The sequence below is a fragment of the Streptomyces rishiriensis genome, assembly GCF_030815485.1.
Lineage (GTDB): Bacteria > Actinomycetota > Actinomycetes > Streptomycetales > Streptomycetaceae > Streptomyces > Streptomyces rishiriensis_A.
The window spans coordinates 4,717,538-4,739,620 of sequence record NZ_JAUSWV010000002.1 but is presented as its reverse complement, the minus strand read 5'-3'; the positions used below and the strand labels follow the sequence as shown (position 1 = coordinate 4,739,620).

Annotated in this window: 15 protein-coding genes and 1 pseudogene; 1 reads left to right on the top strand and 15 read right to left on the bottom strand. The window is 71.9% G+C overall.

Going from position 1 to position 22,083, the window contains the following annotated elements:
* Positions 1–111: 111 nt before the first annotated feature.
* From tmk to bldG, 8 genes are all read right to left on the bottom strand, one after another.
* A complete protein-coding gene (tmk, locus tag QF030_RS23565) occupies positions 112–3,420 on the bottom strand; it encodes a dTMP kinase (RefSeq protein ID WP_307164628.1) in 3,309 nt (1,102 codons plus the stop codon).
* 170 nt (positions 3,421–3,590) lie between these two features.
* The gene (gene topA / locus QF030_RS23560; RefSeq protein WP_307164627.1) at positions 3,591–6,422 is read right to left on the bottom strand and encodes a type I DNA topoisomerase; all 2,832 of its coding nucleotides are present in this window, start codon (positions 6,420–6,422) and stop codon (positions 3,591–3,593) included.
* Positions 6,423–6,751: 329 nt separating this feature from the next.
* Positions 6,752–6,949: a hypothetical protein gene (locus tag QF030_RS23555; RefSeq protein ID WP_307164626.1), complete on the bottom strand. Its 198-nt coding sequence runs from the start codon at positions 6,947–6,949 to the stop codon at positions 6,752–6,754.
* 676 nt (positions 6,950–7,625) lie between these two features.
* On the bottom strand, positions 7,626–9,167 hold the full coding sequence (locus tag QF030_RS23550; protein ID WP_307164625.1) for a class I SAM-dependent methyltransferase: 1,542 nt from the start codon (positions 9,165–9,167) through the stop codon (positions 7,626–7,628).
* Between the two features lie 56 nt (positions 9,168–9,223).
* The gene (locus QF030_RS23545) at positions 9,224–9,826 is read right to left on the bottom strand and encodes a small secreted protein (RefSeq protein ID WP_307164624.1); all 603 of its coding nucleotides are present in this window, start codon (positions 9,824–9,826) and stop codon (positions 9,224–9,226) included.
* Between the two features lie 194 nt (positions 9,827–10,020).
* A complete protein-coding gene (locus QF030_RS23540) occupies positions 10,021–12,426 on the bottom strand; it encodes a sodium-translocating pyrophosphatase (RefSeq protein ID WP_307164623.1) in 2,406 nt (801 codons plus the stop codon).
* Positions 12,427–12,746: 320 nt separating this feature from the next.
* Positions 12,747–13,181 carry an ATP-binding protein gene (locus QF030_RS23535; protein ID WP_307164622.1) on the bottom strand — a complete coding sequence of 145 codons (435 nt, stop codon included), beginning with the start codon at positions 13,179–13,181 and terminating at the stop codon, positions 12,747–12,749.
* A gap of 110 nt (positions 13,182–13,291) precedes the next feature.
* Positions 13,292–13,633 carry an anti-sigma factor antagonist BldG gene (gene bldG / locus QF030_RS23530; RefSeq protein ID WP_009189842.1) on the bottom strand — a complete coding sequence of 114 codons (342 nt, stop codon included), beginning with the start codon at positions 13,631–13,633 and terminating at the stop codon, positions 13,292–13,294.
* A gap of 81 nt (positions 13,634–13,714) precedes the next feature.
* Between bldG and QF030_RS23525 the strand changes: the two genes are divergently transcribed.
* Complete coding sequence (locus QF030_RS23525) at positions 13,715–16,312, top strand: DEAD/DEAH box helicase (protein ID WP_307164621.1); 2,598 nt, start codon at positions 13,715–13,717, stop codon at positions 16,310–16,312.
* Here the strand turns inward: QF030_RS23525 and QF030_RS23520 are convergent.
* The 7 genes and pseudogenes from QF030_RS23520 to ssd form a co-directional block, all read right to left on the bottom strand.
* Positions 16,266–16,640: pseudogene (locus QF030_RS23520) on the bottom strand (Rv3654c family TadE-like protein); the annotation flags it as partial. The gene QF030_RS23525 and the pseudogene QF030_RS23520 overlap by 47 nt on opposite strands.
* Positions 16,641–16,807: 167 nt before the next feature.
* Complete coding sequence (locus tag QF030_RS23515) at positions 16,808–17,269, bottom strand: TadE family type IV pilus minor pilin (protein WP_373428795.1); 462 nt, start codon at positions 17,267–17,269, stop codon at positions 16,808–16,810.
* Positions 17,256–17,465, bottom strand: coding sequence for a DUF4244 domain-containing protein (locus QF030_RS23510; RefSeq protein ID WP_307164619.1), 210 nt, complete (start codon positions 17,463–17,465; stop codon positions 17,256–17,258). The genes QF030_RS23515 and QF030_RS23510 overlap by 14 nt, the downstream gene beginning before the upstream one ends.
* A 255-nt stretch (positions 17,466–17,720) precedes the next feature.
* Positions 17,721–18,509: a type II secretion system F family protein gene (locus QF030_RS23505; protein WP_307164618.1), complete on the bottom strand. Its 789-nt coding sequence runs from the start codon at positions 18,507–18,509 to the stop codon at positions 17,721–17,723.
* Between the two features lie 39 nt (positions 18,510–18,548).
* Positions 18,549–19,400: a type II secretion system F family protein gene (locus QF030_RS23500; protein WP_307167665.1), complete on the bottom strand. Its 852-nt coding sequence runs from the start codon at positions 19,398–19,400 to the stop codon at positions 18,549–18,551.
* Position 19,401: 1 nt separating this feature from the next.
* Positions 19,402–20,622: a TadA family conjugal transfer-associated ATPase gene (locus QF030_RS23495; RefSeq protein WP_307164617.1), complete on the bottom strand. Its 1,221-nt coding sequence runs from the start codon at positions 20,620–20,622 to the stop codon at positions 19,402–19,404.
* Positions 20,619–21,731: a septum site-determining protein Ssd gene (gene ssd / locus QF030_RS23490; protein WP_307164616.1), complete on the bottom strand. Its 1,113-nt coding sequence runs from the start codon at positions 21,729–21,731 to the stop codon at positions 20,619–20,621. The genes QF030_RS23495 and ssd overlap by 4 nt, the downstream gene beginning before the upstream one ends.
* Between the last annotated feature and the right edge of the window lie 352 nt (positions 21,732–22,083).

The window sequence follows — 22,083 nt, the reverse complement described above, 5'->3', positions numbered from 1 at the left end:
GTCGGCGATCGAAGATGGGCGTCCGGCGTCCGACGTCCGACGCCCGATGCCCGATGCCCGACGCCCGACGCCCGACGCCCGACGACAGGACGCCAGGCGGCGCCGGAACGCTCAGCGGCGTCGGCCCCGCCCGCGGCCCTCGTCGTTCCCGTCCTCGTCCCGGCGCGGGCCCAGCAGTTCGTCCGCCAGCGTCGGCAGATCGTCCAGCGGGGTCTCCTCGGCCCAGTCCGGCCGGGGTCGCTGCCGGGGCGCGCCCTCCTCGTCGACCTGCGGCAGCTCGCGCGTGCGGTCGTCGGTCCCGTCCGGCCGCGCCCGGTCGCGTCCGCCTCTGTCGTCACGCTCGTCGCGCTCGTCGCGCTCGTCGCGGAAGTATCCCGGCGGCACCCGGTCCGAGGGCTTCTGGTCCCTTACGGGAGGCAGCACGGCCGTCTCGGCGGCAGGGTTCTCCTCGCGGACCGGAGGCAGTACCGCTGTCTCGTCCTCGGAGCCTCCGGTGCGCACGGGAGGCAGTACCGCCGTCTCGTCAGCCGCCCCCGGCGGGATCGAGGGCTGCGGCAGCTCCGCCGTCACCTCGGCGTCGGCCCCGCCCGCAGTGCCGGAAGGCTTCCCGGATCCGGACGCCTTCCCGGACGGCCGGGAGGGCTGCGCGGGCTCCTCGTCCATCCGGATCGGCGGCAGCACCGCCGTCTCGTCCACCGGTCCGCCCGACGCGTTCGTCGGAGTCACCACCGGCGTCGGCACCGTGACGGCCTCCGGCGGGACGGCCGGAGCCGCAGCCGCCGTGGGGCGCGCCGGCTTCGGTCCGACCTGTGCCGCAGCGGCGGCCTGCTCCGCCGCGCGCCGGGCCTGCTCCGCCCGCAGCAGCGCCTCCTCGGCCTTCCGCTGCTTCTCCAGGCGCCGCGCCTCGGCCTCGGCGCGCAGCCGCGCCTCTTCCTCGGCCTGCTGGCGGCGCCGCTCCTCATCCGCCCTGCGGCGGGCCTCCTCCTCGGCGCGGGCCTTCTCCTCCGCGAGGAGCCGGACCCGCTCCTCCTCGGCACGCCTGCGTGCCTCCTCGGCGCGCAGCCGCGCCTCCTCGGCCTGCCGTTCGGCCTCGCGCCGCTGCGCCTCCTCGAGCTCGCGCCGCTTGCGCTCCTCCTCCTCGGCACGCAGCTTGGCGAGCTGCTCCTGGCGCTCGCGCTCCAGGCGCTCCTCCTCGGCCTTGCGGGCGGCCTCTTCCTCGGCCTTGCGGCGGGCCTCCTCCTCGGCCTTCCTGCGCGCCTCCTCCTGGGCCTTGATCTCGGCCTCGGACAGGGGCAGCAGCTGGTCGAGCCGGTGCCGGACGACAGCGGTGACCGCCTCGGGCTCCTGGGCCGCGTCGACCACCAGATAGCGTCCCGGGTCGGCTGCGGCCAGCGTGAGGAAACCGGCGCGCACACGCGCGTGGAACTCGGCCGGCTCCGACTCCAGCCGGTCCGGCGCCTCCGTGAAGCGCTCGCGGGCGGCTTCCGGCGACACGTCCAGCAGGACGGTCAGGTGCGGGACCAGGCCGTTCGTCGCCCACCGGGAGATCCGCGCGATCTCGGTCGGGGACAGGTCGCGGCCCGCGCCCTGATAGGCCACGGACGAATCGATGTACCGGTCGGTGATGACCACCGCGCCGCGCTCCAGGGCGGGCCGGACGACGGTGTCGACGTGCTCCGCGCGGTCCGCCGCGTACAGCAGCGCCTCCGCGCGGTGCGAGAGCCCGGCGCTGGAGACGTCCAGCAGGATCGAACGCAGCCGCTTGCCCACGGGCGTGGCCCCCGGCTCACGCGTGAGGACGACCTCGTGGCCCTTGGCCCTGATCCACTCGGCGAGCGCGTCGGCCTGTGTGGACTTGCCTGCGCCGTCACCGCCCTCCAGGGCGATGAAGAAGCCCGTCCCGACCGACGTCTGCACCGGGTCGTCGCCACCGAGCAGCGCGTCCCGCAGGTCCTGCCGCAGGGGTACGCCGGAACGGTCGTCGACCTTGGCCAGCACCAGCGCGGCCACCGGCAGCAGCAGCGCGCCGACGAGCATCAGCGTGAACGCCGCCCCGCCGTGCGCGAACACGAACTTGCCGTTCTCCAGCCGGTGCGGCCCGATGAGCGCCGCCACCAGCGGCGCGATCACCACGCCGAGCGCCACCACGACCCGTACGACGGCGTGCAGGTGCTCCGTCGACCGCGACCGGCGGTGCTCCTCGGTCTCCTGGTCGAGCAGGGCATGCCCGGTGTTGGCGGCCACGCCCGCGCCGACGCCGGCCAGGGCCAGGATCAGCAGCACGCTGGTGACGTCCGGGACAAGCCCGGCGGCCAGCAGTGCCACGCCGGTGAAGGCGATGGCGAGCGCGAGCAGCCGGCGCCGCGACAGCGAGGCCAGCACCTTCGGCGCCGTACGGACGCCGGCAACGACTCCGCCGGTCAGGGCGAGCACGAACAGCCCGTACATGACCGGACCGCCGCCCAGGTCCTTGGCGTGCAGCACGGCCACGGCGACGGCGGCGGCGACCGCCCCGGCCACGGCGGCACAGGCGAGGACGAGCAGCGGGATCGCGCCGGTGCGGCCCGCGTCGACGCCGGTGGCGGTCCTGGGCCGGCGCAGCCCCTCGAGCGGCGACCGCGCGCGCGGAGTGCGCACCGCGGGCAGCTCGAGGAAGGTCACGATGGACAGGGATCCGGCGAAGAGTCCCCCGGCGACGTACGAGGCGAGGGCCGCCTGGTGCTGCCCGAACCAGTCGATCCCGGCACCCAGGAGATTGTTGAACAATGCCGCGACGACCAAGGTGGCCGCGCCCAGCGGGATCGTGACGAAGCCCGTGCGCAGCGACAGGCGGCGCAGGGCGTCCATGTGGTCCGGCAACGGCCGTACGGTCGCGCCCTCCAGCGGCGGGGCGGGCAGCAGGGCCGGGGACGCGCTTTCGCGGGCGACCGTCCAGAACCTCTCGGCCACTCCGGTCACGAACACCGTGACGAGCAGCAGGGCCAACGCGTCGTCCGGCATCCAGTCGATCCACAGCGGCGCGACGATCAGCAGGGCGGCGCGCACACCGTCGGCGCCGACCATGGTCCAGCGGCGGTCGAGCGGGCCGTCCGGTGAGGTCAGTGAGGTCAGCGGGCCCAGGAGGACGGCGCCGAAGAGGAGGGTGGCCAGGATGCGCACCGCGAAGACGGTCGCCACCGCGAAGGCCACACCGCGGTAGCCGCCCCCGAAGGAGCCCTCCACGATCGCCGCCTGGAGGACGAGGAGGACGAACACCAGGAGTGCGAGGGCGTCCCCCACACCGCTCACCAGCTGCGCGCTCCAGAGCCGCTTGAGCTGCGGCTCGCGCAACAGGGCGCGCACAGCGCGTTCGCGGGAGTCCGCCACCAAGGCGTCGTCCGCTGCCGGGTGGTGGGCCGTTGGCTGCTCGGCTCGCGTCATGCTTTCAGCCTATCGGCCGCGACTGACAGCCTGTCGCCCCCGTCCACGCGTGCGACCGCCCCGACATCAAAGTGATGCCGGGGCGTGCGTTTAACAAACCGCCGTGGAGGAACCGCGACCGGCTCGCTCGTCGTTCAGGCGTCGCTCGGGGATCCGGCGTCGCTCGTGGTTCAGTCCTCCGACGAGGCCGGGGAAGCCGTCGCCTTCTTGGCGACCGTCTTCTTCGCCGTCGTCTTCTTGGCCGTCGTCGTCTTCGCGGCGGTCTTCTTCGCGGCCGTCTTCTTCGCCGGGGCCGCCTTCTTCGCCGTCGCCTTCTTCGCGGGCGCCTTCTTGGCCGTCTTCTTGGCCGGCGTCTTGGCGCGCTTCTCGGCGAGCAGCTCGTAGCCGCGCTCCGGGGTGATCTCCTCGACGCTGTCACCGGAGCGCAGGGTCGCGTTGGTCTCCCCGTCGGTGACGTACGGGCCGAAGCGACCGTCCTTGACGACGACCGGCTTTTCGCTGATCGGGTCCGTGCCCAGCTCCTTCAGCGGCGGCTTGGCGGCGGCCCGGCCACGCTGCTTGGGCTGGGAGTAGATCTCCAGCGCCTCTTCGAGGGTGATCGTGAAGAGCTGGTCCTCGGTCTGGAGCGACCGCGAGTCCGTGCCCTTCTTCAGGTACGGGCCGTAGCGGCCGTTCTGCGCGGTGATCTCCACGCCCTCGGCGTCCTTGCCCACGACACGCGGCAGCGACATCAGCTTGAGGGCGTCCGCCAGCGTCACCGTGTCCAGCGACATCGACTTGAACAGCGAGGCCGTACGCGGCTTCACGGCGTTCTTACCGGTCTTCGGGGTGCCCTCGGGGAGCACCTCGGTGACGTACGGGCCGTAGCGGCCGTCCCGGGCGATGATCTGGTGGCCGGACTCGGGGTCGGCGCCCAGCTCGAAGTCGCCGCTCGGCTTGGCGAGCAGCTCCTCCGCGAGCTCGATGCTCAGCTCGTCCGGGGCCAGGTCCTCGGGCACGTCGGCCCGCTGGTGGCCCTCGGAGTCCTTCTCGCCGCGCTCGATGTAGGGGCCGTAGCGCCCGACCCGCAGCACGATGTCGTTGCCCACCGGGAACGACGACACCTCGCGCGCGTCGATCGCGCCCAGGTCGGTCACGAGCTCCTTGAGGCCGCCGAGGTGGTCGCCGTCGCCGTTGCCGGCCTCCGCGGCGACGCCTTTCGCCGTGCCTTCGCCGAAGTAGAACCGCTTCAGCCACGGCACCGCCTGCGCCTCACCGCGGGCGATGCGGTCGAGGTCGTCCTCCATCCTGGCGGTGAAGTCGTAGTCGACCAGGCGGCCGAAGTGCTTCTCCAGGAGGTTGACCACGGCGAAGGACAGGAAGGACGGCACGAGCGCCGTGCCCTTCTTGAAGACGTAGCCGCGGTCGAGGATGGTGCCGATGATCGAGGCGTACGTCGACGGCCGGCCGATCTCGCGCTCTTCGAGCTCCTTGACGAGACTGGCCTCGGTGTAGCGGGCCGGGGGCTTGGTGGCGTGCCCGTCGACCGTGATCTCCTCGGCGGTCAGCGGGTCGCCCTCGCCGACCTGGGGCAGCCGGCGCTCGCGGTCGTCCAGCTCGGCGTTCGGGTCGTCGGCGCCCTCGACGTACGCCTTCAGGAAGCCGTGGAAGGTGATCGTCTTGCCGGAGGCGCTGAACTCGACGTCCCGGCCGTCGGCCGCGGAGCCACCGATCTTGACCGTGACGCTGTTGCCGGTCGCGTCCTTCATCTGGGAGGCGACCGTCCGCTTCCAGATCAGCTCGTAGAGCTTGAACTGGTCGCCGGTCAGGCCTGTTTCGGCAGGCGTGCGGAAACGATCACCCGAAGGGCGAATCGCCTCGTGCGCCTCCTGCGCGTTCTTGACCTTGCCGGTGTACGTGCGCGGCTGGGGCGGCAGGTAGTCGGCGCCGTACAGCTGCGTGACCTGGGCGCGGGCGGCGGAGATCGCCGTCTCGCTCAGCGTCGTGGAGTCCGTACGCATGTAGGTGATGTAGCCGTTCTCGTACAGCTTCTGCGCGACCTGCATGGTGGCCTTGGCGCCGAAACCGAGCTTGCGGCTGGCCTCCTGCTGAAGCGTCGTCGTACGGAACGGGGCGTACGGCGAGCGGCGATAGGGCTTCGACTCGACGGACCGTACGGCGAACCGGGTGTTCTCCAGGGCGACGGCCAGGGCGCGGGCGTTCGCCTCGTCGAGGTGGAGGATGTTCGCGTTCTTCAGTTGTCCCAGGGAGTCGAAGTCGCGGCCCTGCGCGACCCGCTTGCCGTCGACGGCCTGGAGGCGGGCGACCAGCGACGACGGGTCCGACGGATCCCCGGCGCGGCCGGTCGAGAAGGTGCCCGTCAGGTCCCAGTACTCGGCAGAACGAAACGCGACGCGCTCGCGTTCCCGCTCCACGACGAGACGGGTGGCGACGGACTGGACACGGCCGGCCGACAGGCGCGGCATGACCTTCTTCCAGAGGACCGGCGAGACCTCGTAGCCGTAGAGACGGTCGAGGATGCGGCGGGTCTCCTGCGCGTCGACGAGCTTCTGGTTGAGCTCACGCGGGTTGGCGACGGCCGCCCGGATCGCGTCCTTGGTGATCTCGTGGAAGACCATCCGCTTGACCGGGATCTTCGGCTTGAGGACCTCCTGGAGGTGCCAGGCGATCGCCTCGCCCTCACGGTCCTCATCGGTGGCGAGGAAGAGCTCGTCGGATTCCTTGAGGAGGTCCTTGAGCTTCTTGACCTGCGCCCGCTTGTCGGCGTTGACCACATAGATCGGCTGGAAGTCGTGTTCGACGTCCACACCGAGGCGGCGCACCTCTCCCGTGTACTGGTCCGGCACCTCCGCGGCGCCGTTGGGAAGGTCACGGATGTGCCCGACGCTGGCCTCGACGATGTAGCCGGGGCCGAGGTAACCCTTGATCGTCTTCGCCTTGGCAGGCGACTCGACGATCACGAGTCGGCGGCCGCCCTTCGCGGTCTCGCTGGTCGGGGACAACTTCGCTCTTCTCTCCGGTCGACGCTGGGGGCCTCGCCCAGGCCTTGCTCCCGGGGTCGGGTCATGGTGACGCTGCGGAGTGTGACGGTACATCCCGCCCCCGTGTCAAACGGGAAAAGCCCGCAACGGCCACTCGAACGGTAACCCGACTACCGCCATTCCTGCCGCCCGGAGTACCGACCGGCTCTTTTCCGTACGACCGGAACCCGTCTTCCCCTTTACTGGCGCCTCCACGTTCACGCGGTGCGGACGCGGGTCCGGCCAGATCGGCGAAGGCGGCCTCGCAGTCGGCCTCGTGGATGGTCCCGCAGGTGGTCCCGCAGGCGGCTTCAGAGCCGGGTGAAGCACCACATCCCGACGGCCAGCGCGGCGACGGAGGCCAGGGTCGCCAGGGTCGCCGATGCGACGGGGCTCACATCGTGGGCCACGGGTTCACGATGCCGTACCCGGATCGCGGTCCACGCCAGCAGCGCGCCCCCGAACAGGGCGAACACCGTCCCTGTGAAGATCGTCGGTCCGCTTTCCATGATCGTCCCCGCCCCTTTTGCTCGGCCCCCGCCTGCCCCGGCCACGGGAGGCTGTCACGCGCGCGCGGCGCCCCGGCGAACCCGAGGTGAACGCCGGGGCTACGGGTGGGGGCGAGGGGTTCGGCGAACCGCCGGCCGGCCGCGGTCGGGGAAGGACCGGCGGGCCCTCGGACCGCGAATGCGGGTGGCCCCAAGACCCGCGGGGCACACCGGTCCGGGTGCGGGCCTTTCCGGCCGACTTCATCGCAGTCGGCGTTGTCGATCGGCTCACACTGCATACGATCTTGGCGGATCGGAGCCGGGAGCGAAGAAAACAGGGAGAGCGGGACCGAACGGCGCGGAGCCGGCTGAAGCCGGCCGCGCTCCAAAGACTCCGGGTGACGTCCCGGATGACATCCGGGACGGGGTCCGGGACGCCGTCCGGGACTGGGCCCGGGATGCGGTCCGGGATGACGTCGTCCCGTGGCATCCGGGACGGCTTATCCTGCGATGCTCCCGTCGACGTGACTTCTGCTGCGATGTTCCCGATGACGTCCCGGGTGCGGTTCCGGGTGCGGTTGCGGGCGCGGTTGCGGGCCGTCCTCCGGATGACGTCCGGTAGCCCGCTCCTACGGACCGGGAACGGCCGGACCGGGGCCGGCCCCGACCGGGTCGGATCCAGCCGGATGCGACCGGGTCACTCCGCCGGTTCGAGGAAACCCTGCTCGACCAGCAGGCGGATCTGTGCCGGAGTACGGTCGCGCAGCAACACCGGATCCTCGTCGACCAGTTGGGCGATGGCGTCGAGAATGCGGCCGGCGCTCAGCGAGCCGTCGCACACGCCGGCGAAGCCCGCGCCGACCGTGTCCACCTTGGTGGCCCGGCGCATGCCGCGGTGCTGACGCAGCACGACGTGCTCCGGGTCCTCGGCGCCAGGCAGCCCGACCTGTTCCTGGACGACCTCCGTGACCAGCCGGAAGCGCCCGGCGAGCAGGGCCGCGTCGTCGTGGGCACGCAGGTAGTCCAGCCGTCCGAAATGCGCCAGGACGGCGTCACCCAACGGTTGTTCCACCGGGTGCGGCCACTCCTCCACCGTGATCACCGGCTCGGCGGCCGACGTCCTGCGCAACGTGATCCAGCCGAAGCCGACGGCCTTCACCTTGCGTGCCTCGAATTCGTCCAGCCAGGTGTCGTAGTGCGCCTGGTACGCGGCCTGGTCGCCCCGGTGATCACCGGCGTCCCTCAGCCAGAGCTCCGCGTACTGCGTGACGTCCTGCACCTCGCGCTGCACGATCCAGGCGTCGCACCCGCGCGGCACCCACGACCTGAGCCGGTCCTGCCAGTTCTCCCCTTCCACGTGCTGCCAGTTGGCGAGGAACTGTGCGAAGCCGCCCTCGCTCAGCCGTTCCCCCGCCCCTTGAACGAGCGAGCGGCACAGATCGTCCCCGCCCATGCCGCCGTCCCGATAGGTCAGCCGGGCGCCCGGCGAGATCACGAACGGAGGATTCGACACGATCAGGTCGTACTTCTCGTCGTCCCGGAGCGGCTCGAACAGCGAGCCCTCGCGCAGGTCCGCCGCCGGAGCCCCGGACAGCGCGAGCGTGAGCGCGGTGATGTGCAGCGCGCGCGGGTTGAGGTCGGTCGCCGTCACCCGCGTGGCGTGCTGGGCGGCGTGCAGCGCCTGGATGCCGCAGCCGGTCCCGAGGTCGAGAGCGGCGGAGACGGGCGTGCGCACGGTGATGCCGGCGAGGGTCGTCGACGCGCCGCCGACGCCGAGGACGACGGCCGTGTCCGCCTGACGGCCTTCGCTTCCGCTGCCGCCCGCGCCACCGACCGCGCATCCCAGGTCGGAGATGATGAACCAGTCCTCGCCGCCGGGCCCGCCGTACGGCCGTACGTCCACGGTCGCGGCGACCTCGTCCTCACCCGTACGGACCAGCCAGCCGCTCTCCACGCACGCGTGTACGGGCAGGAACTCCGCCACGCGCGCGTGCGGCACCGGCTGCTGGAGCAGGAAGAGGCGGACGAGCGTCTCCAGCGGCGTGTCCCCGCGGGTCGCGCGCAGCGCGGGCACGGTCTCGCTGCGCGCGAGGGCCGCGTAGGCGGGCGCGCCGAGCAGTTCGAGGAGACCGTCCGCGGTGAAGGAGGCCGCGAGCAGCGCCTCGCGCAGCCGGGCGGCCACGTCGGGGCGGTCGGCGGAGGGCAGGGGGGAGAGGGTGGCGTTACTCACGCCCCCCATTGTGTCCCGTCACCGCCGGGGGCGCGTTCCCCCGGATCGTTCCCGGCCGCGCGGCCTCAGCTGGTCGTCGCGCGGGCCGAGGCGGAGGACGCCACCTTCTTGCAGCTGGCCTGGTTGGCCATGGCGTTCTTGACGTCACCCTGCTCGAGGTTCTTCAGCGCGGTGTTGCCGCTCTTGCTGAGCTCGCCGAGATCGGTGGCGATGTCCTGCAGGCCGTCGGCGAACTTCGCCTGGTCCTTCGTGTCCAGCGCGTCGACCTGCTTTTTCAGGCCCGCGTAGGAGGTCGAGAGGGTGGTGAGCGCGGAGACGGCGTCCTTCTGCTTCTTCTCGCCGTCCTCGACGCCGGGCGGTGTCCCGGCCTTCTGGACGGCCTGGGCGAGCGCCCCGTAGGCGTCGGACATGTCCTGGAAGGCCTGCGAGTCGGTCTTCTGGACGTTCGCCGGGGCGTTGTTGTCGGTGGCGGCCTGCTTGATCGCGGCGTTGGCCGCGTCGACCTTCGCGTCCTGGGCAGGCAGCGCGTCGCAGACCTGTTTGGCCCAGGCGTCGAGTTCCTTGTTGCCGTCGTCGTCGCTGCTGCATCCGGACAGCGCCAGTACCAGTACCGCACCGCCGGACACCACGGCCGCGAGCTTCTTGTTCACCGGGTTCGTCCCTTCCATGGCTCTCGGCCCCGGAACATACACGGCAACCGGGCGAGAACCCCAGAACGAATGTCCGCTATGCAGGTTATTACAGCCATTTGCACCAGGAGAGAGAAGGCTCACGGCTCCCCCACATACTCAACACAACGGGCGGGCGACGCGACAACGCGCGTCACCCGCCCGCCCCTTGAGCTGGGCACCGGTGGGCCGTACTACGAAATCACCGCCGGATCGGCGGACTTGGACGAGGAACCGGCGTTGTCTTCGTCACCCACGGCGATCCCGCGCCGCTTGGAGACGTACACCGCGACCACGACCACCGCGAGCGCCAGGACCGCGACCAGGATCCGCACGCCGATGCTCTTGTCCTCGCCGTAGCTGAACTTGATCACGGCGGGCGCGATGAGCAGCGCCACGAGGTTCATGACCTTCAGCAGCGGGTTGATCGCGGGACCGGCGGTGTCCTTGAACGGGTCGCCGACCGTGTCCCCGATCACCGTGGCCGCGTGGGCCTCGCTGCCCTTGCCGCCGTGGTGGCCGTCCTCGACGAGCTTCTTCGCGTTGTCCCACGCGCCGCCGGAGTTGGCGAGGAAGACGGCCATCAGCGTCCCGGTGCCGATCGCGCCCGCCAGGAAGGCGCCGAGTGCGCCGACCCCGAGGGTGAAGCCGATGAAGATGGGCGCCAGGACGGCGAGCAGTCCGGGAGTGGCCAGCTCGCGCAGGGCGTCCCGGGTACAGATGTCGACGACCTTGCCGTACTCCGGCTCCTCGCTGTAGTCCATGATCCCGGGGTGCTCGCGGAACTGCCGACGCACCTCGAACACCACGGCACCCGCCGACCGCGACACCGCGTTGATCGCCAGCCCCGAGAAGAGGAAGACGACCGCCGCGCCCGCGATGAGACCGACGAGGTTGTTGGGCTGCGAGATGTCCATCATCAGGCTCATCGGCGCGCCCGGCCCGGAGAGCTGCTCCCCGACGTCCCGCGCACCCGTCGTGATGGCGTCCCGGTACGACCCGAAGAGCGCCGACGCCGCCAGGACGGCGGTGGCGATGGCGATGCCCTTGGTGATGGCCTTGGTCGTGTTGCCGACGGCGTCGAGGTTGGTGAGCACCTGCGCGCCCGCGCCCTGGACGTCACCGGACATCTCGGCGATGCCCTGCGCGTTGTCCGAGACCGGCCCGAAGGTGTCCATGGCGACGATCACGCCGACCGTGGTGAGCAGACCGGTGCCGGCCAGCGCCACCGCGAACAGCGCCAGCATGATCGACGTACCGCCGAGCAGGAACGCCCCGTACACACCCAGGCCGATCAACAGGGCGGTGTAGACGGCCGATTCGAGACCGACGGAGATGCCGGCCAGGACGACGGTGGCGGGGCCCGTCAGCGACGACTTGCCGATGTCGCGCACGGGTCGGCGACTGGTCTCGGTGAAGTAGCCCGTCAACTGCTGGATGACCGCGGCCAGCAGGATGCCGATCGCCACCGCGATGAGCGCGAGAACGCGCGGGTCGCCGTTCTTTCCCTGGATCGCCGCGTCGGTGACGCCGTCGAGGTCGGCGTACTTGCCGGGGAGGTAGAGGAAGACGGCCACCGCGACCAGCGCGAGCGAGATCGCCGCGGAGATGAAGAAGCCCCGGTTGATCGCGGTCATGCCACTGCGGTCGGTGCGCCGCGGGGCGACCGCGAAGATGCCGACCATGGCCGTGAGCACGCCGATGGCGGGAACGAGCAACGGGAAGGCGAGCCCGGCGTCGCCGAAGGCCGCCTTGCCGAGGATCAGCGCGGCGACCAGGGTGACGGCGTACGACTCGAACAGGTCTGCCGCCATGCCCGCGCAGTCGCCGACGTTGTCGCCCACGTTGTCGGCGATGGTCGCGGCATTGCGCGGGTCGTCCTCCGGAATGCCCTGCTCGACCTTGCCGACCAGGTCGGCGCCGACGTCGGCGGCCTTGGTGAAGATGCCGCCGCCCACCCTCATGAACATGGCGATGAGGGCCGCGCCGAGTCCGAATCCCTCCAGCACCTTCGGCGCGTCGGCCGCGTACACCAGCACCACGCAGGAGGCGCCGAGCAGACCGAGCCCCACCGTGAACATGCCGACCACGCCGCCCGTGCGAAATGCGATCTTCATTGCCTTGTGCGAGACGGCGGTGAGATCCTTTTCCGGTTCGCCTTCCGCCGGAGTCGCTTCCCGGGCCGCCGCGGCGACGCGCACATTGCTCCGCACGGCCAGCCACATGCCGATATATCCGGTGACGGCCGAGAACCCGGCACCGATCAGGAAGAAGATCGACCGTCCGGCGCGCTGATTCCAGTCGTCCGCGGGCAGCAAGAAGAGCAGGAAGAACACCACGACGGCGAATACGCCGAGTGTGCGCAACTGTCGGGACAGATAGGCGTTGGCGCCTTCCTGGACCGCGGCCGCGATCTTCTTCATGCTGTCGGTGCCCTCGCCGGCCGCGAGCACCTGGCGCACCAGCACGCCCGCAACCACGAGCGCGGCCAGCGCCACGACCGCGATGACCACCACGAGCAGGCGATTTCCGTCGGTCAGTACTGCGGCTGCGAAGGTTGTGGGTTGATCAAACCGATGAGGGGAAGAAAGCCCCGCCATTCGTCCTCCTTGACGCTTGGGCTGAGCTCAAGATGTGGACGGATTGTAGGTACCGGAACCTGATCAAAACAGTGTGCGGCAAGCGGAATTCGCCTTCGCGCGCGAAACCCGCACGATCTCGCCAGGTAATGCCTTGAGAGCATTGGGGTTCGTGAATTGATTCACGACATTCGAAGCAAGATTCACTTCGCCAAGATTCACTTCACCGAGATTCCAAGATTCATTTCACGGAACCACTGTAAACGCGGTCGGCGAGGTCCGCACATGCCGAAGGGCCCTACGTGGTAGGGCCCTTCGGGTGAGTCGATCGCGAGATCAGGTCAGGACAGCGTCGCGGTCACCGGCGTGGTCGGCCAGGTCATGCGGATCAGCCCACCGTGCTCGCCTGCGGAGACCTCTACGTCGTCGACGAGGCCGCTGATGACCGCCAGGCCCATCTCGTCCTCCTCGGTGTCCACGTCGCCGTCTCCGCCCGAGCCGGGTGCCCGGTCACCGGGCACCGAGCGCGGCGCCTCGTCACCGACCTCGATGGAGAACTGTTTCTCCTCCTCGATCAGCGACACCTTCACCGGCGCGGTGATGCCGCCGGTCTGGTGCAGTCCGACGGCACGGGTGCAGGCCTCGCCGACGGCGAGCCTGACCTCGTCCAGGACGGCCTCGTCCACTCCGGCCCTGCGCGCCACCGCCGCCGCCACCAGCCGGGCGGTCCTGACATGCTCGGGCAGCGCGCTGAAGCGGAGTTCAACGGTGGCCATGCGTCCCCCTCGGAACTACGGGCGTGCTGTCGGGGGGCCGGGCCGCCAAGCCCGGACCCCCTCTTTGTTCAACCAGCCGTGCCGGGCCGCGCGGGCCCGGGACGGGATGGTCAGTCGGTGGCAGCGACCGCTTCGTCGACCGAGGTGTGGATGGGGAACACCTTGGTCAGACCGGTAATGCGGAAGATCTTCAAAATACGCTCCTGGTTGCAGACCAGACGGAGCGAGCCCTCATGGGCGCGCACCCGCTTCAGTCCGCCGACCAGCACGCCGAGCCCGGTGGAGTCGAGGAAGTCCACGCCCTCCATGTCCACGACGAGGTGGAAATTCCCGTCGTTCACCAGCTCGACCAGCTGCTCGCGCAACTTGGGCGCGGTATATACGTCGATTTCGCCACCGACCTCGACGACCGTACGATCGCCGACGGTACGGGTCGACAGAGACAGGTCCACGGATCCTCCAGCACCTTGCTATCGAGCGGTCGCCCCTCGGAACACCTGGGCAGGAGTCCCCGGGACGGTACGCCAGCCGCCATGGCATTCAATCACTTACCGGCAGGCGTGCACGACGCCTTGGCCCCATTGTCCGTCACGCCGGTGACACACTCGGTGCCGATGGCCAAGAATCACCGATCCGATGGACCCTCGCCCGAGGCCGTGCCCCGCCTGTCCCCGGCCACGGTCCTGGACCGGCTCGCCCCGGGACCGAGCCGCGCGTCGCGCATCACTCATACGGAGCACTTGCCCCCGCGTGAGGGCCGCCATGCCGTCTGGCCGGACCGTATTCGTCCCGAGGTCATCGCGGCCGTGCAGGCCTGCGGCATCGAACACCCCTGGGCCCACCAGGCCCGGGCCGCCGAGCACGCCCTGGACGGCGAGTCGGTCGTGGTCGCCACGGGCACCGCGTCCGGCAAGTCCCTGGCCTACCTCGTACCGGTCCTCACGGCCCTCCTGGAGGGCTCCGAGGCCCCGAACGGCCGCGGGGCCACCACCCTCTACCTGGCCCCCACCAAGGCCCTGGCAGCGGACCAGTGCCGCTCCGTGAAGGAACTTTCACAACCGCTGGGCCACGCCGTACGGCCGGCCGTGTACGACGGCGACACTCCGTTCGAGGAACGGGAATGGATCCGGCAGTACGCCAACTACGTCCTCACCAACCCGGACATGCTGCACCTGGGCATCCTCCCGTCCCACCCCCGCTGGTCCTCCTTCCTGAAGTCCCTGAAGTACGTCGTCATCGACGAGTGCCACACCTACCGCGGCGTGTTCGGCTCCCACGTCGCCCACGTGCTGCGCCGCCTTCGGCGCCTGTGCGCCCGCTACGGCTCCTCCCCGGTCTTCCTGCTGGCCTCCGCCACCGCCGCCGAACCCGCGGTGGCCGCCGGGCGCCTCACCGGGCTCCCGGTCGTCGAGGTGGCCGACGACGCCTCACCCCGCGGTGAACTGGTGTTCGCCCTCTGGGAGCCGCCGCTCACCGAGATGGTGGGCGAGAAGGGCGCACCCGTCCGGCGTACCGCCACCGCCGAAACCGCCGACCTGCTGACCGACCTCGCCGTCCAGGGCGTGCGCACCGTCGCCTTCGTCCGCTCCCGACGGGGCGCCGAGCTGATCGCGCTGATCGCCCAGGAACGCCTCGCCGAGGTAGACCGTTCACTGGCCCGGCGTGTCGCGGCCTACCGCGGCGGTTACCTTCCCGAGGAACGACGCGCCCTGGAGCAGGCCCTGCACTCGGGCGAGCTCCTCGGTCTCGCCGCGACCACCGCCCTGGAACTCGGCATCGACGTCTCGGGTCTCGACGCCGTCCTGATCGCCGGCTACCCGGGCACGCGTGCGTCCCTGTGGCAGCAGGCCGGCCGCGCCGGCCGGTCCGGGCAGGGCGCACTGGCGGTTCTCGTCGCCCGGGACGACCCGCTGGACACCTTCCTGGTCCACCACCCGGAGGCGCTGTTCGACCGCCCGGTGGAGTCGACCGTCCTCGACCCCGACAACCCCTACGTCCTGGCCCCGCATCTGTGCGCGGCCGCCGCGGAGCTCCCGCTGACGGACGAGGATCTGGCTCTGTTCGGCCCGGAGACCGAGGGCCTGCTGCCGCAGCTGGAGGCCGCGAAGCTGCTGCGCCGCCGGACCAAGGCCTGGCACTGGACCCGCCGGGAGCGGGCCGCCGACCTCGCTGACATCCGCGGCGAGGGTGGCCGGCCCGTCCAGGTCGTGGAGGCGGGCACCGGCCGACTGCTCGGCACGGTCGACGCCGGCTCCTCCCACACCACCGTCCACGAGGGCGCCGTCCACCTCCACCAGGGCCGTACGTATCTCGTGCGTTCCCTGGACCTGGAGGACTCGGTCGCCCTGGTCCAGGAGGCCGATCCCCCGTATTCGACGGTGGCCCGCGACACGACGTCGATCTCCGTCCTGGAGACGGACGTGGAGATCCCCTGGGGCCAGGGCCGGTTGTGCTACGGCTCGGTCGAAGTCACCAACCAGGTCGTCTCCTTCCTGCGTCGCCGTGTCATCACCGGTGAAGTCATGGGCGAGTCGAAGCTCGACCTCCCTCCGCGAACGCTGCGCACGCGTGCTGTGTGGTGGACCGTGACCGAGGACCAACTGGACGCGGCCCGGATCAACCCCGAGATCCTCGGCGGGGCCCTGCACGCCGCCGAACACGCCTCGATCGGCATGCTCCCTCTCTTCGCGACCTGCGACCGCTGGGACATCGGCGGCGTCTCGGTCCCTCTCCACCCAGACACCCTGTTGCCCACGGTCTTCGTCTACGACGGCCATCCCGGCGGCGCGGGCTTCGCGGAGCGGGCCTTCCACACGGCGCGCTCCTGGCTGACGGCCACCCGCCAGGCCATCGCCTCCTGCGAGTGCGACGCGGGCTGCCCGTCCTGCATCCAGTCCCCCAAGTGCGGCAACGGCAATGAACCGCTGCACAAGAGGGGAGCCGTACGGCTGCTCACGGAACTCCTGCGGGAGGCTCCCGAGGAGAAGGCTCCGGAGCAGCCGGCTCCAGAGGGGGAACCTCCGACAGCGCCGGAGAAGAGGCCCCAGAAGGCGCATGCGAAGGGGGCGACGGCGGCAGCCGGTGAGGTTGCGAGGGCGGAACCGCATCCGCAGGACCCGCCCGCGCCCTGACCTCGGCCGTGAACAGCCCCCGTCCCGACGCCGCCGTCACGTCGGAGATCGCACCGACGACCACGCACCGCACCAGTCGCGCGCCCTGCGCCCGGGCCACCCGCTCCGCCCGGTCACAGGCCCGCGCGGCGCCTTCCGACCAGTTGTCGGCTGCCGCGAGCGCCGCGAGATCGGCGCCGCCCGCGGCGCGGTGCCGGGCCGCCACGGCCTGTCCGAGGGCGAGCACGATCCCGAACACCACACAGAGCACGGCGATCGCACCCACACTCCAGACGGTGGCGGAACCCCGGTCCGCATCCCGGTGGCGCCCACCGAGGACCCGAGCCAACAGATGAGCGTCCTTGCGGCGCCCACCGACGTCTTGGGCCCCCGCGAGCCCTGCGCCACCCACAGCACCACGCCCAGCGTCGCGCCCCGCACCACGCCCAGCGTCGCGCCCCGCACCACGCCCAGCACCGAGTCCCGCGCCGCGCCCAGCGCCAAGCGTCGCGCCGCTCACGGCAGGTCTCCCAGCGTCCGTGGCGTCCGTGGGGCGTCTCCTGGCGCACCCTCGGCCGACTTCACCGTCACCACGGCCTCCTCCGCTGCCGCCACGGCCTCCTCCCGCACCTCGAAGGGCAGGCCCCGCAGGACCGGCGGCTTGGCCACGACCACGACGCGGACGTGGTCGCCCTCCCTGCTGATCGTCACCTCCGCCCCGCGCGGCGCCGTCGCGCGCGTCACCTCGAGGACCGCGTCGGCCGGATCCTGCCGGGCCGCCGCGCGGGCGCCGGTCCTGGCCGCGTCCACGCACTGGATCTGAGCCGCCATGGCCAGCAGCCCCCACACCAGCGCCGTCGCGAACACCACCAGCACCGGCAGCACCACGGCCGACTCCGCCGTCACGAACCCCCGGTCCCCGACGCACTCCCGTCGGCCTGCGCGACGAGGCTCCCGTCCCCCCTCACGCCCCCGCACTGAGCGCCCGCTTCACGATGGCCTGCAGCTGAGCCGCGACCACCTCGCTCGTCACCACCTGGTAGAGGAGCACCGCGAAGCCCACGGCCGCCACGATCCCCATCGCGTACTCGGACGTCACCATCCCCGCGTCACCGCGCGCCGCACGCATCCTGCACACCAGGGCGCTCAGCCGCGCCCACACCGCCTTGTACATCTCAACCCCCGTGAGGTTCCGTTGTGTTGATCTCTGTCTTGTTCGTCTGTTCGGCTGGTCGGCTGGTCGGCTACTTCGCGTCAGACCGTTGGCCGTTGGCCGTTGCCCTTCGCCGTTCGGCCGTTCGGCCGTTCACCGTTCGCCGTTCGGCCGTTCACCGTTCGACCTCCCGCTGGTCGACGGCCGGTTCTTCAGCCACCCGAGCTCTTCAGCCACCCGAGCCGGCGCTCCTCGTTAGTCACGTCATCCAGGCCGTCATCGACCACCTCCTCCCAGCACGCCGCCCGCGAGCCCGATGACGATGGGCAGCACACCGACCGCGATGAAGGCGGGCAGGAAGCAGAGCCCCACCGGCACGGTGACCATGACGGCCGCCCGCCGGGCCCGGGCCGTCGCGGCTCGCGACCAGTCGGCGCGAGTGTCGGCGGCCAGCCGGGCGACCGGTCCGGCCGCGGGCAGGCCCGAGACGTCGGCCCGCTCCAGCAGGCGGGCCAGGGACGCGGCGCCCGGTGTCGAGGCCAACCTCCGCCAGGCGTCGGCCGGTTCGCCGCCCAGCCGTACTTCGGCGGCACCCCGCGCAAGCCCTTCCCCCACGGGACCGCCGAGGGCCTCGCCCACGGCCTGCGCCGCGACCACCGGGCCGGCGCCGGCCGCGATGCACGCTGCCAGCAGATCGGCGGCGAGCGGGAGCTGGCGTGCGGCGAGCTGGGCATCGGCGTCGCTGACCACACCCGCCGCCTGTTGCCGACGGCGCCACCGCCCCAGTCCCACAGCACCGATCAACCCCAGGGCGAGACCGGCGAGGCCGCCGACCATCACCCATCCGGCACCGACCACCAATGCGTCGGGAAGCCACCGCCGGACGGCTTTCCGCAGCAGCCCGGCCCCTCGGGGTGTCGCCGTCCTCCCCGAGGCGAACAGTTCGGTCAGTCGCCGCCGTGCTGTGCGTCGCCGTCGCGCAGTCTCCCACCAGCCCATCAGCCAGCAGAGGGTCACCACGATCCCCACGGCCGCCCCCAGCCTGTGGACAACTTCCACGCTCATGTCTCCTCCGTCCACGTCGCCCGCCTCCCTCTCCGCGCCTCACTTCGCTTCCGCGTGGCGGACGATCCGCAGTGCCCACCACATCCCCACGCCCTCCAGCACGCCGCCGACGAGCAGGCAGCCCAGCCCCGCTCCGGTGTGCAGCAGGACGTGCAGCGGGTCCGCCCCGAGCGCGGCGCCCAACAGGAGGCCGAGGACCGGCAGGCCGGCGAGCATCACCACCGTGGCGCGTGGTCCGGCCAACTGAGCCCGTAGATCCGCACGTTGATCGCGCTCTGCACGCAACGCCGCCTCCAGTCGGTCGAGTCCGGCCGCGAGACCGGCGCCCTGGTCCACGGCAACCCGCCAGCACGCGGCGAGACCCAGCAGCCCGTCGGCACCCGGTTGCCGGGCGGCGGCCGCGAGAGCCCCGGGCACGTCACCGCCGAACCGTGCCGCCGCCAGTACCGCGGGTTGCGCCGCCCCGAGTCCTCCGGAGTCCTGTGCGGCCCGCCGCAGCGCCTCCCCTGGCTGCCGGCCGGTGAGCACCTCCCCGGCCAGCGCCGCGCACAGCGCGATCACCGCGTCCCCTCGGCGCTCGCCCGCCCGTCGGGTCACGGCGGCCCGCCGTGCCCGGCCCAGCAGGGGCACTCCGGCGACCCCCGCGACGACCGGCAGCACCGAACCTCCCAGTACCGCCAGGACCAGTCCCGCGACCGGTGCCCACCATTCGGGTCGCCAGCGCCGCCGGAGCCTCCACAGCTCGCCGGTGAGCTGCCGCCACGGCGCGGGCCCGCTGCCGACCACACCGCCCCCGGCCAGGAGCAACCGCGCCCGCCTGGCCCCTGAGTACGGTCCACCCATCAACCAGGCCGCCGCTCCGGCACAGGCCACGGTGGCAGCCGTCGACATCTCACTCATCACTCCCGACCGTCCCTTCGTTCTCTTCGCCGTTCCCCTCGCCCCGCAGCAGCTCCCGCAGCCGCCCCCATCCCCGCTCGTAGGCGAAGGCGTCCGCCCGCCAGCGCAGTGCCGGCACGGTCCGCACCAGCCCGGAGGGGTCCCGCTCCAGCACGTGCACCTCGGAGATCCGCCGCCGCCCGGCCGGGTCGCGCACGAGGTGCAGGACCACCGACAGAGCCGCCGCCAACTGGCTGTGCAGAGCGGCCCGGTCGAGCCCGGCCGCCGTCCCGAGCGCCTCGAGCCGCGCGGGGACGTCCGCGGCGGCGTTCGCGTGGACGGTTCCGCAGCCGCCCTCGTGACCCGTGTTGAGCGCGGCCAGCAGATGGACAACCTCCGGCCCGCGCACCTCTCCCACCACCAGCCGGTCCGGCCGCATCCGCAGGGCCTGCCGCACCAGGTCCTCGAGCGTGACGAGCCCCGCTCCCTCCTGGTTGGCCGGTCTCGTCTCCAGTCGGACGACGTGCGGATGATCGGGCCGCAGCTCGGCGGAGTCCTCGGCGAGCACAATCCGCTCCCCCGGCCCGACCAGACCCAGGAGCGCGCTCAGAAGGGTCGTCTTGCCGCTGCCGGTACCGCCGCTGACCAGGAACGACAGCCGCGCCCGCATCAGGTCCCGCAGCACGCCGTCCCCGCCCGGCGGCACCGTCCCCGCGGCCACCAGTTCGCCGAGCGTGAACGCCCGGGGCCTCGCGACCCGCAGTGACAGACAGGTGCAGCCGACGGCGACCGGGGGCAGCACCGCGTGCAGTCGTGTCCCGTCGGGCAGCCGGGCGTCGGCCCAGGGCCGGGCGTCGTCCAGGCGCCGCCCGGCCACGGCGGCCAGACGCTGCGCGAGGCGCCGTACGGCCACCGCGTCCGGGAAGGAGACGCCGGTCAGCTCCAGGCCGCCGCCCCGGTCGACCCAGACCCGGTCCGGAGCCGACACCAGTACGTCGGTCACCGCAGGGTCGGTGAGCAGTGGCTCCAGCGGCCCGCTGCCGATCAGCTCTGACCGCAGGTGCTCGGCCGCCCCGAGGAACTCCGCGTCGCCAAGGACCCGCCCCTGTTCACGCAGTGCCTGCGCCACACGCGCGGGCGTCGGTTCGGCACCGCTGTCGGCGAGCCACTGCCGTACGCCGTCGAGCAGTGTGCCGTTTCCTTTCGCCCGTTCGAGGCCGGACGGCGTGCTCATGAGCCACCCGCTTCGATGAGGGCGCGCTCCCAGAACTCCTTGCAGAAGCGGGCGAGTGGCCCGCGCCGGGTCGCGCCGGGCGGCGCCTTGCCGCCGTCCGGACGCAGCAGCCCCGGTTCGACGGGTACCTCACCGGCCAACGGCAGACCGAGCAGCCGGGCCACTTCGCTGTCGTCGAGTCCGGGCCCGAAGGGGCCGCGCACCGCCACCCGCAGGTCGCGCAGCACCATGCCGACGGCGGAGGCCACGCGCTTGCCCGCCGCGACGGCCCGCAGTTCGGCGGGGACCACGAGAAGCCCGAGGTCGAGCTGGGCGAGGATCTCGGCGACGCCGTCGTCGACGCGGCGCGGGAGGTCGACGACGACCGTGCCGCCCCGGCGCCGGGCCGCCGCCAGCACCGCGCGTACGGCCGAGGGCGCGATGGCCACGCAGTCGCCCCGGTCCCAGCTGAGCACCCGCAGCGAGTGCAGCCTGGGCAGCGACTCCTCGAGGGCGCTGCCGCCGACCCTGCCGCGCGAGGCGGCGAACGCCGGCCAACGCAGGCCCTCCGTGCTCTCACCGCCGAGGAGGACGTCGAGTCCGCCACCCAGGGGATCGGCGTCGACCAGAAGGGTGCGCAGCCCTTCTCGCGCGGAGGTGACGGCGAGGGCGCACGCGAGCGTGGACGCTCCGGCGCCGCCGCGACCGCCGATGACGCCGACGGTGAGGGCGGGCCGTCCGACGCCCTCGGCGACGTCGGCGATGCGGTCGACCAGCCACTGTTCACCGTCGGGCAGCATCAGGACGTGGTCGGCGCCGATCTCCACGGCGCGCTGCCACACCCCGGAGTCGTCCTGATCGCGGCCGATGAGGACCACTCCGCGTCGACGGGCGGCCCCACGGACACGGCGTGCCGCGTCGTCGCCGACCAGGACGAGCGGCGCGGACTCCCAGCTGCCCCGGCGTTCCGGCACCGAGTGGTGCACCTCCGGTGTGGCGCCGGCGGCGGCGCACAGGCGCAGCAGATCGTCGAGGAGCTCGGCGTCCTCGGTGACGATCAGTGGCTTGCCCGGTCCGCCTCCGGCGGTGGGCGGCGGGTCGTGTGTGACGGCTCCGGTCACGATTTCCATCCCCCTTCACTGCGGGGCGCGCAGTCGCTGCGGTCCCGCGATTCCGAACGTGTGAAGAACCGGAAGCCGGTCTCCATATGAACGGCCGACAGAATCCGGCCGGACGCCCCCGGCAAACGGAACCGGCCCTCTGGAGCCGGCCCGGAGCGGACGCGTTGGAATCACGGTGCAGCGAACCCGGAAATCGTGTTGATCTTGGTCGAAAACTGTGGACGAGCGGGTGGTTGTGAATATCGCCGTCACCCATACCGGTGAGCACTGCACCCCCTGCTGTGCGACTTCCGCAGAGGAGTCCGACGACTACACACGGTGACGGAGTGCGGGCAAGCAGAAGAGGCGGCCGCAGCCGCCT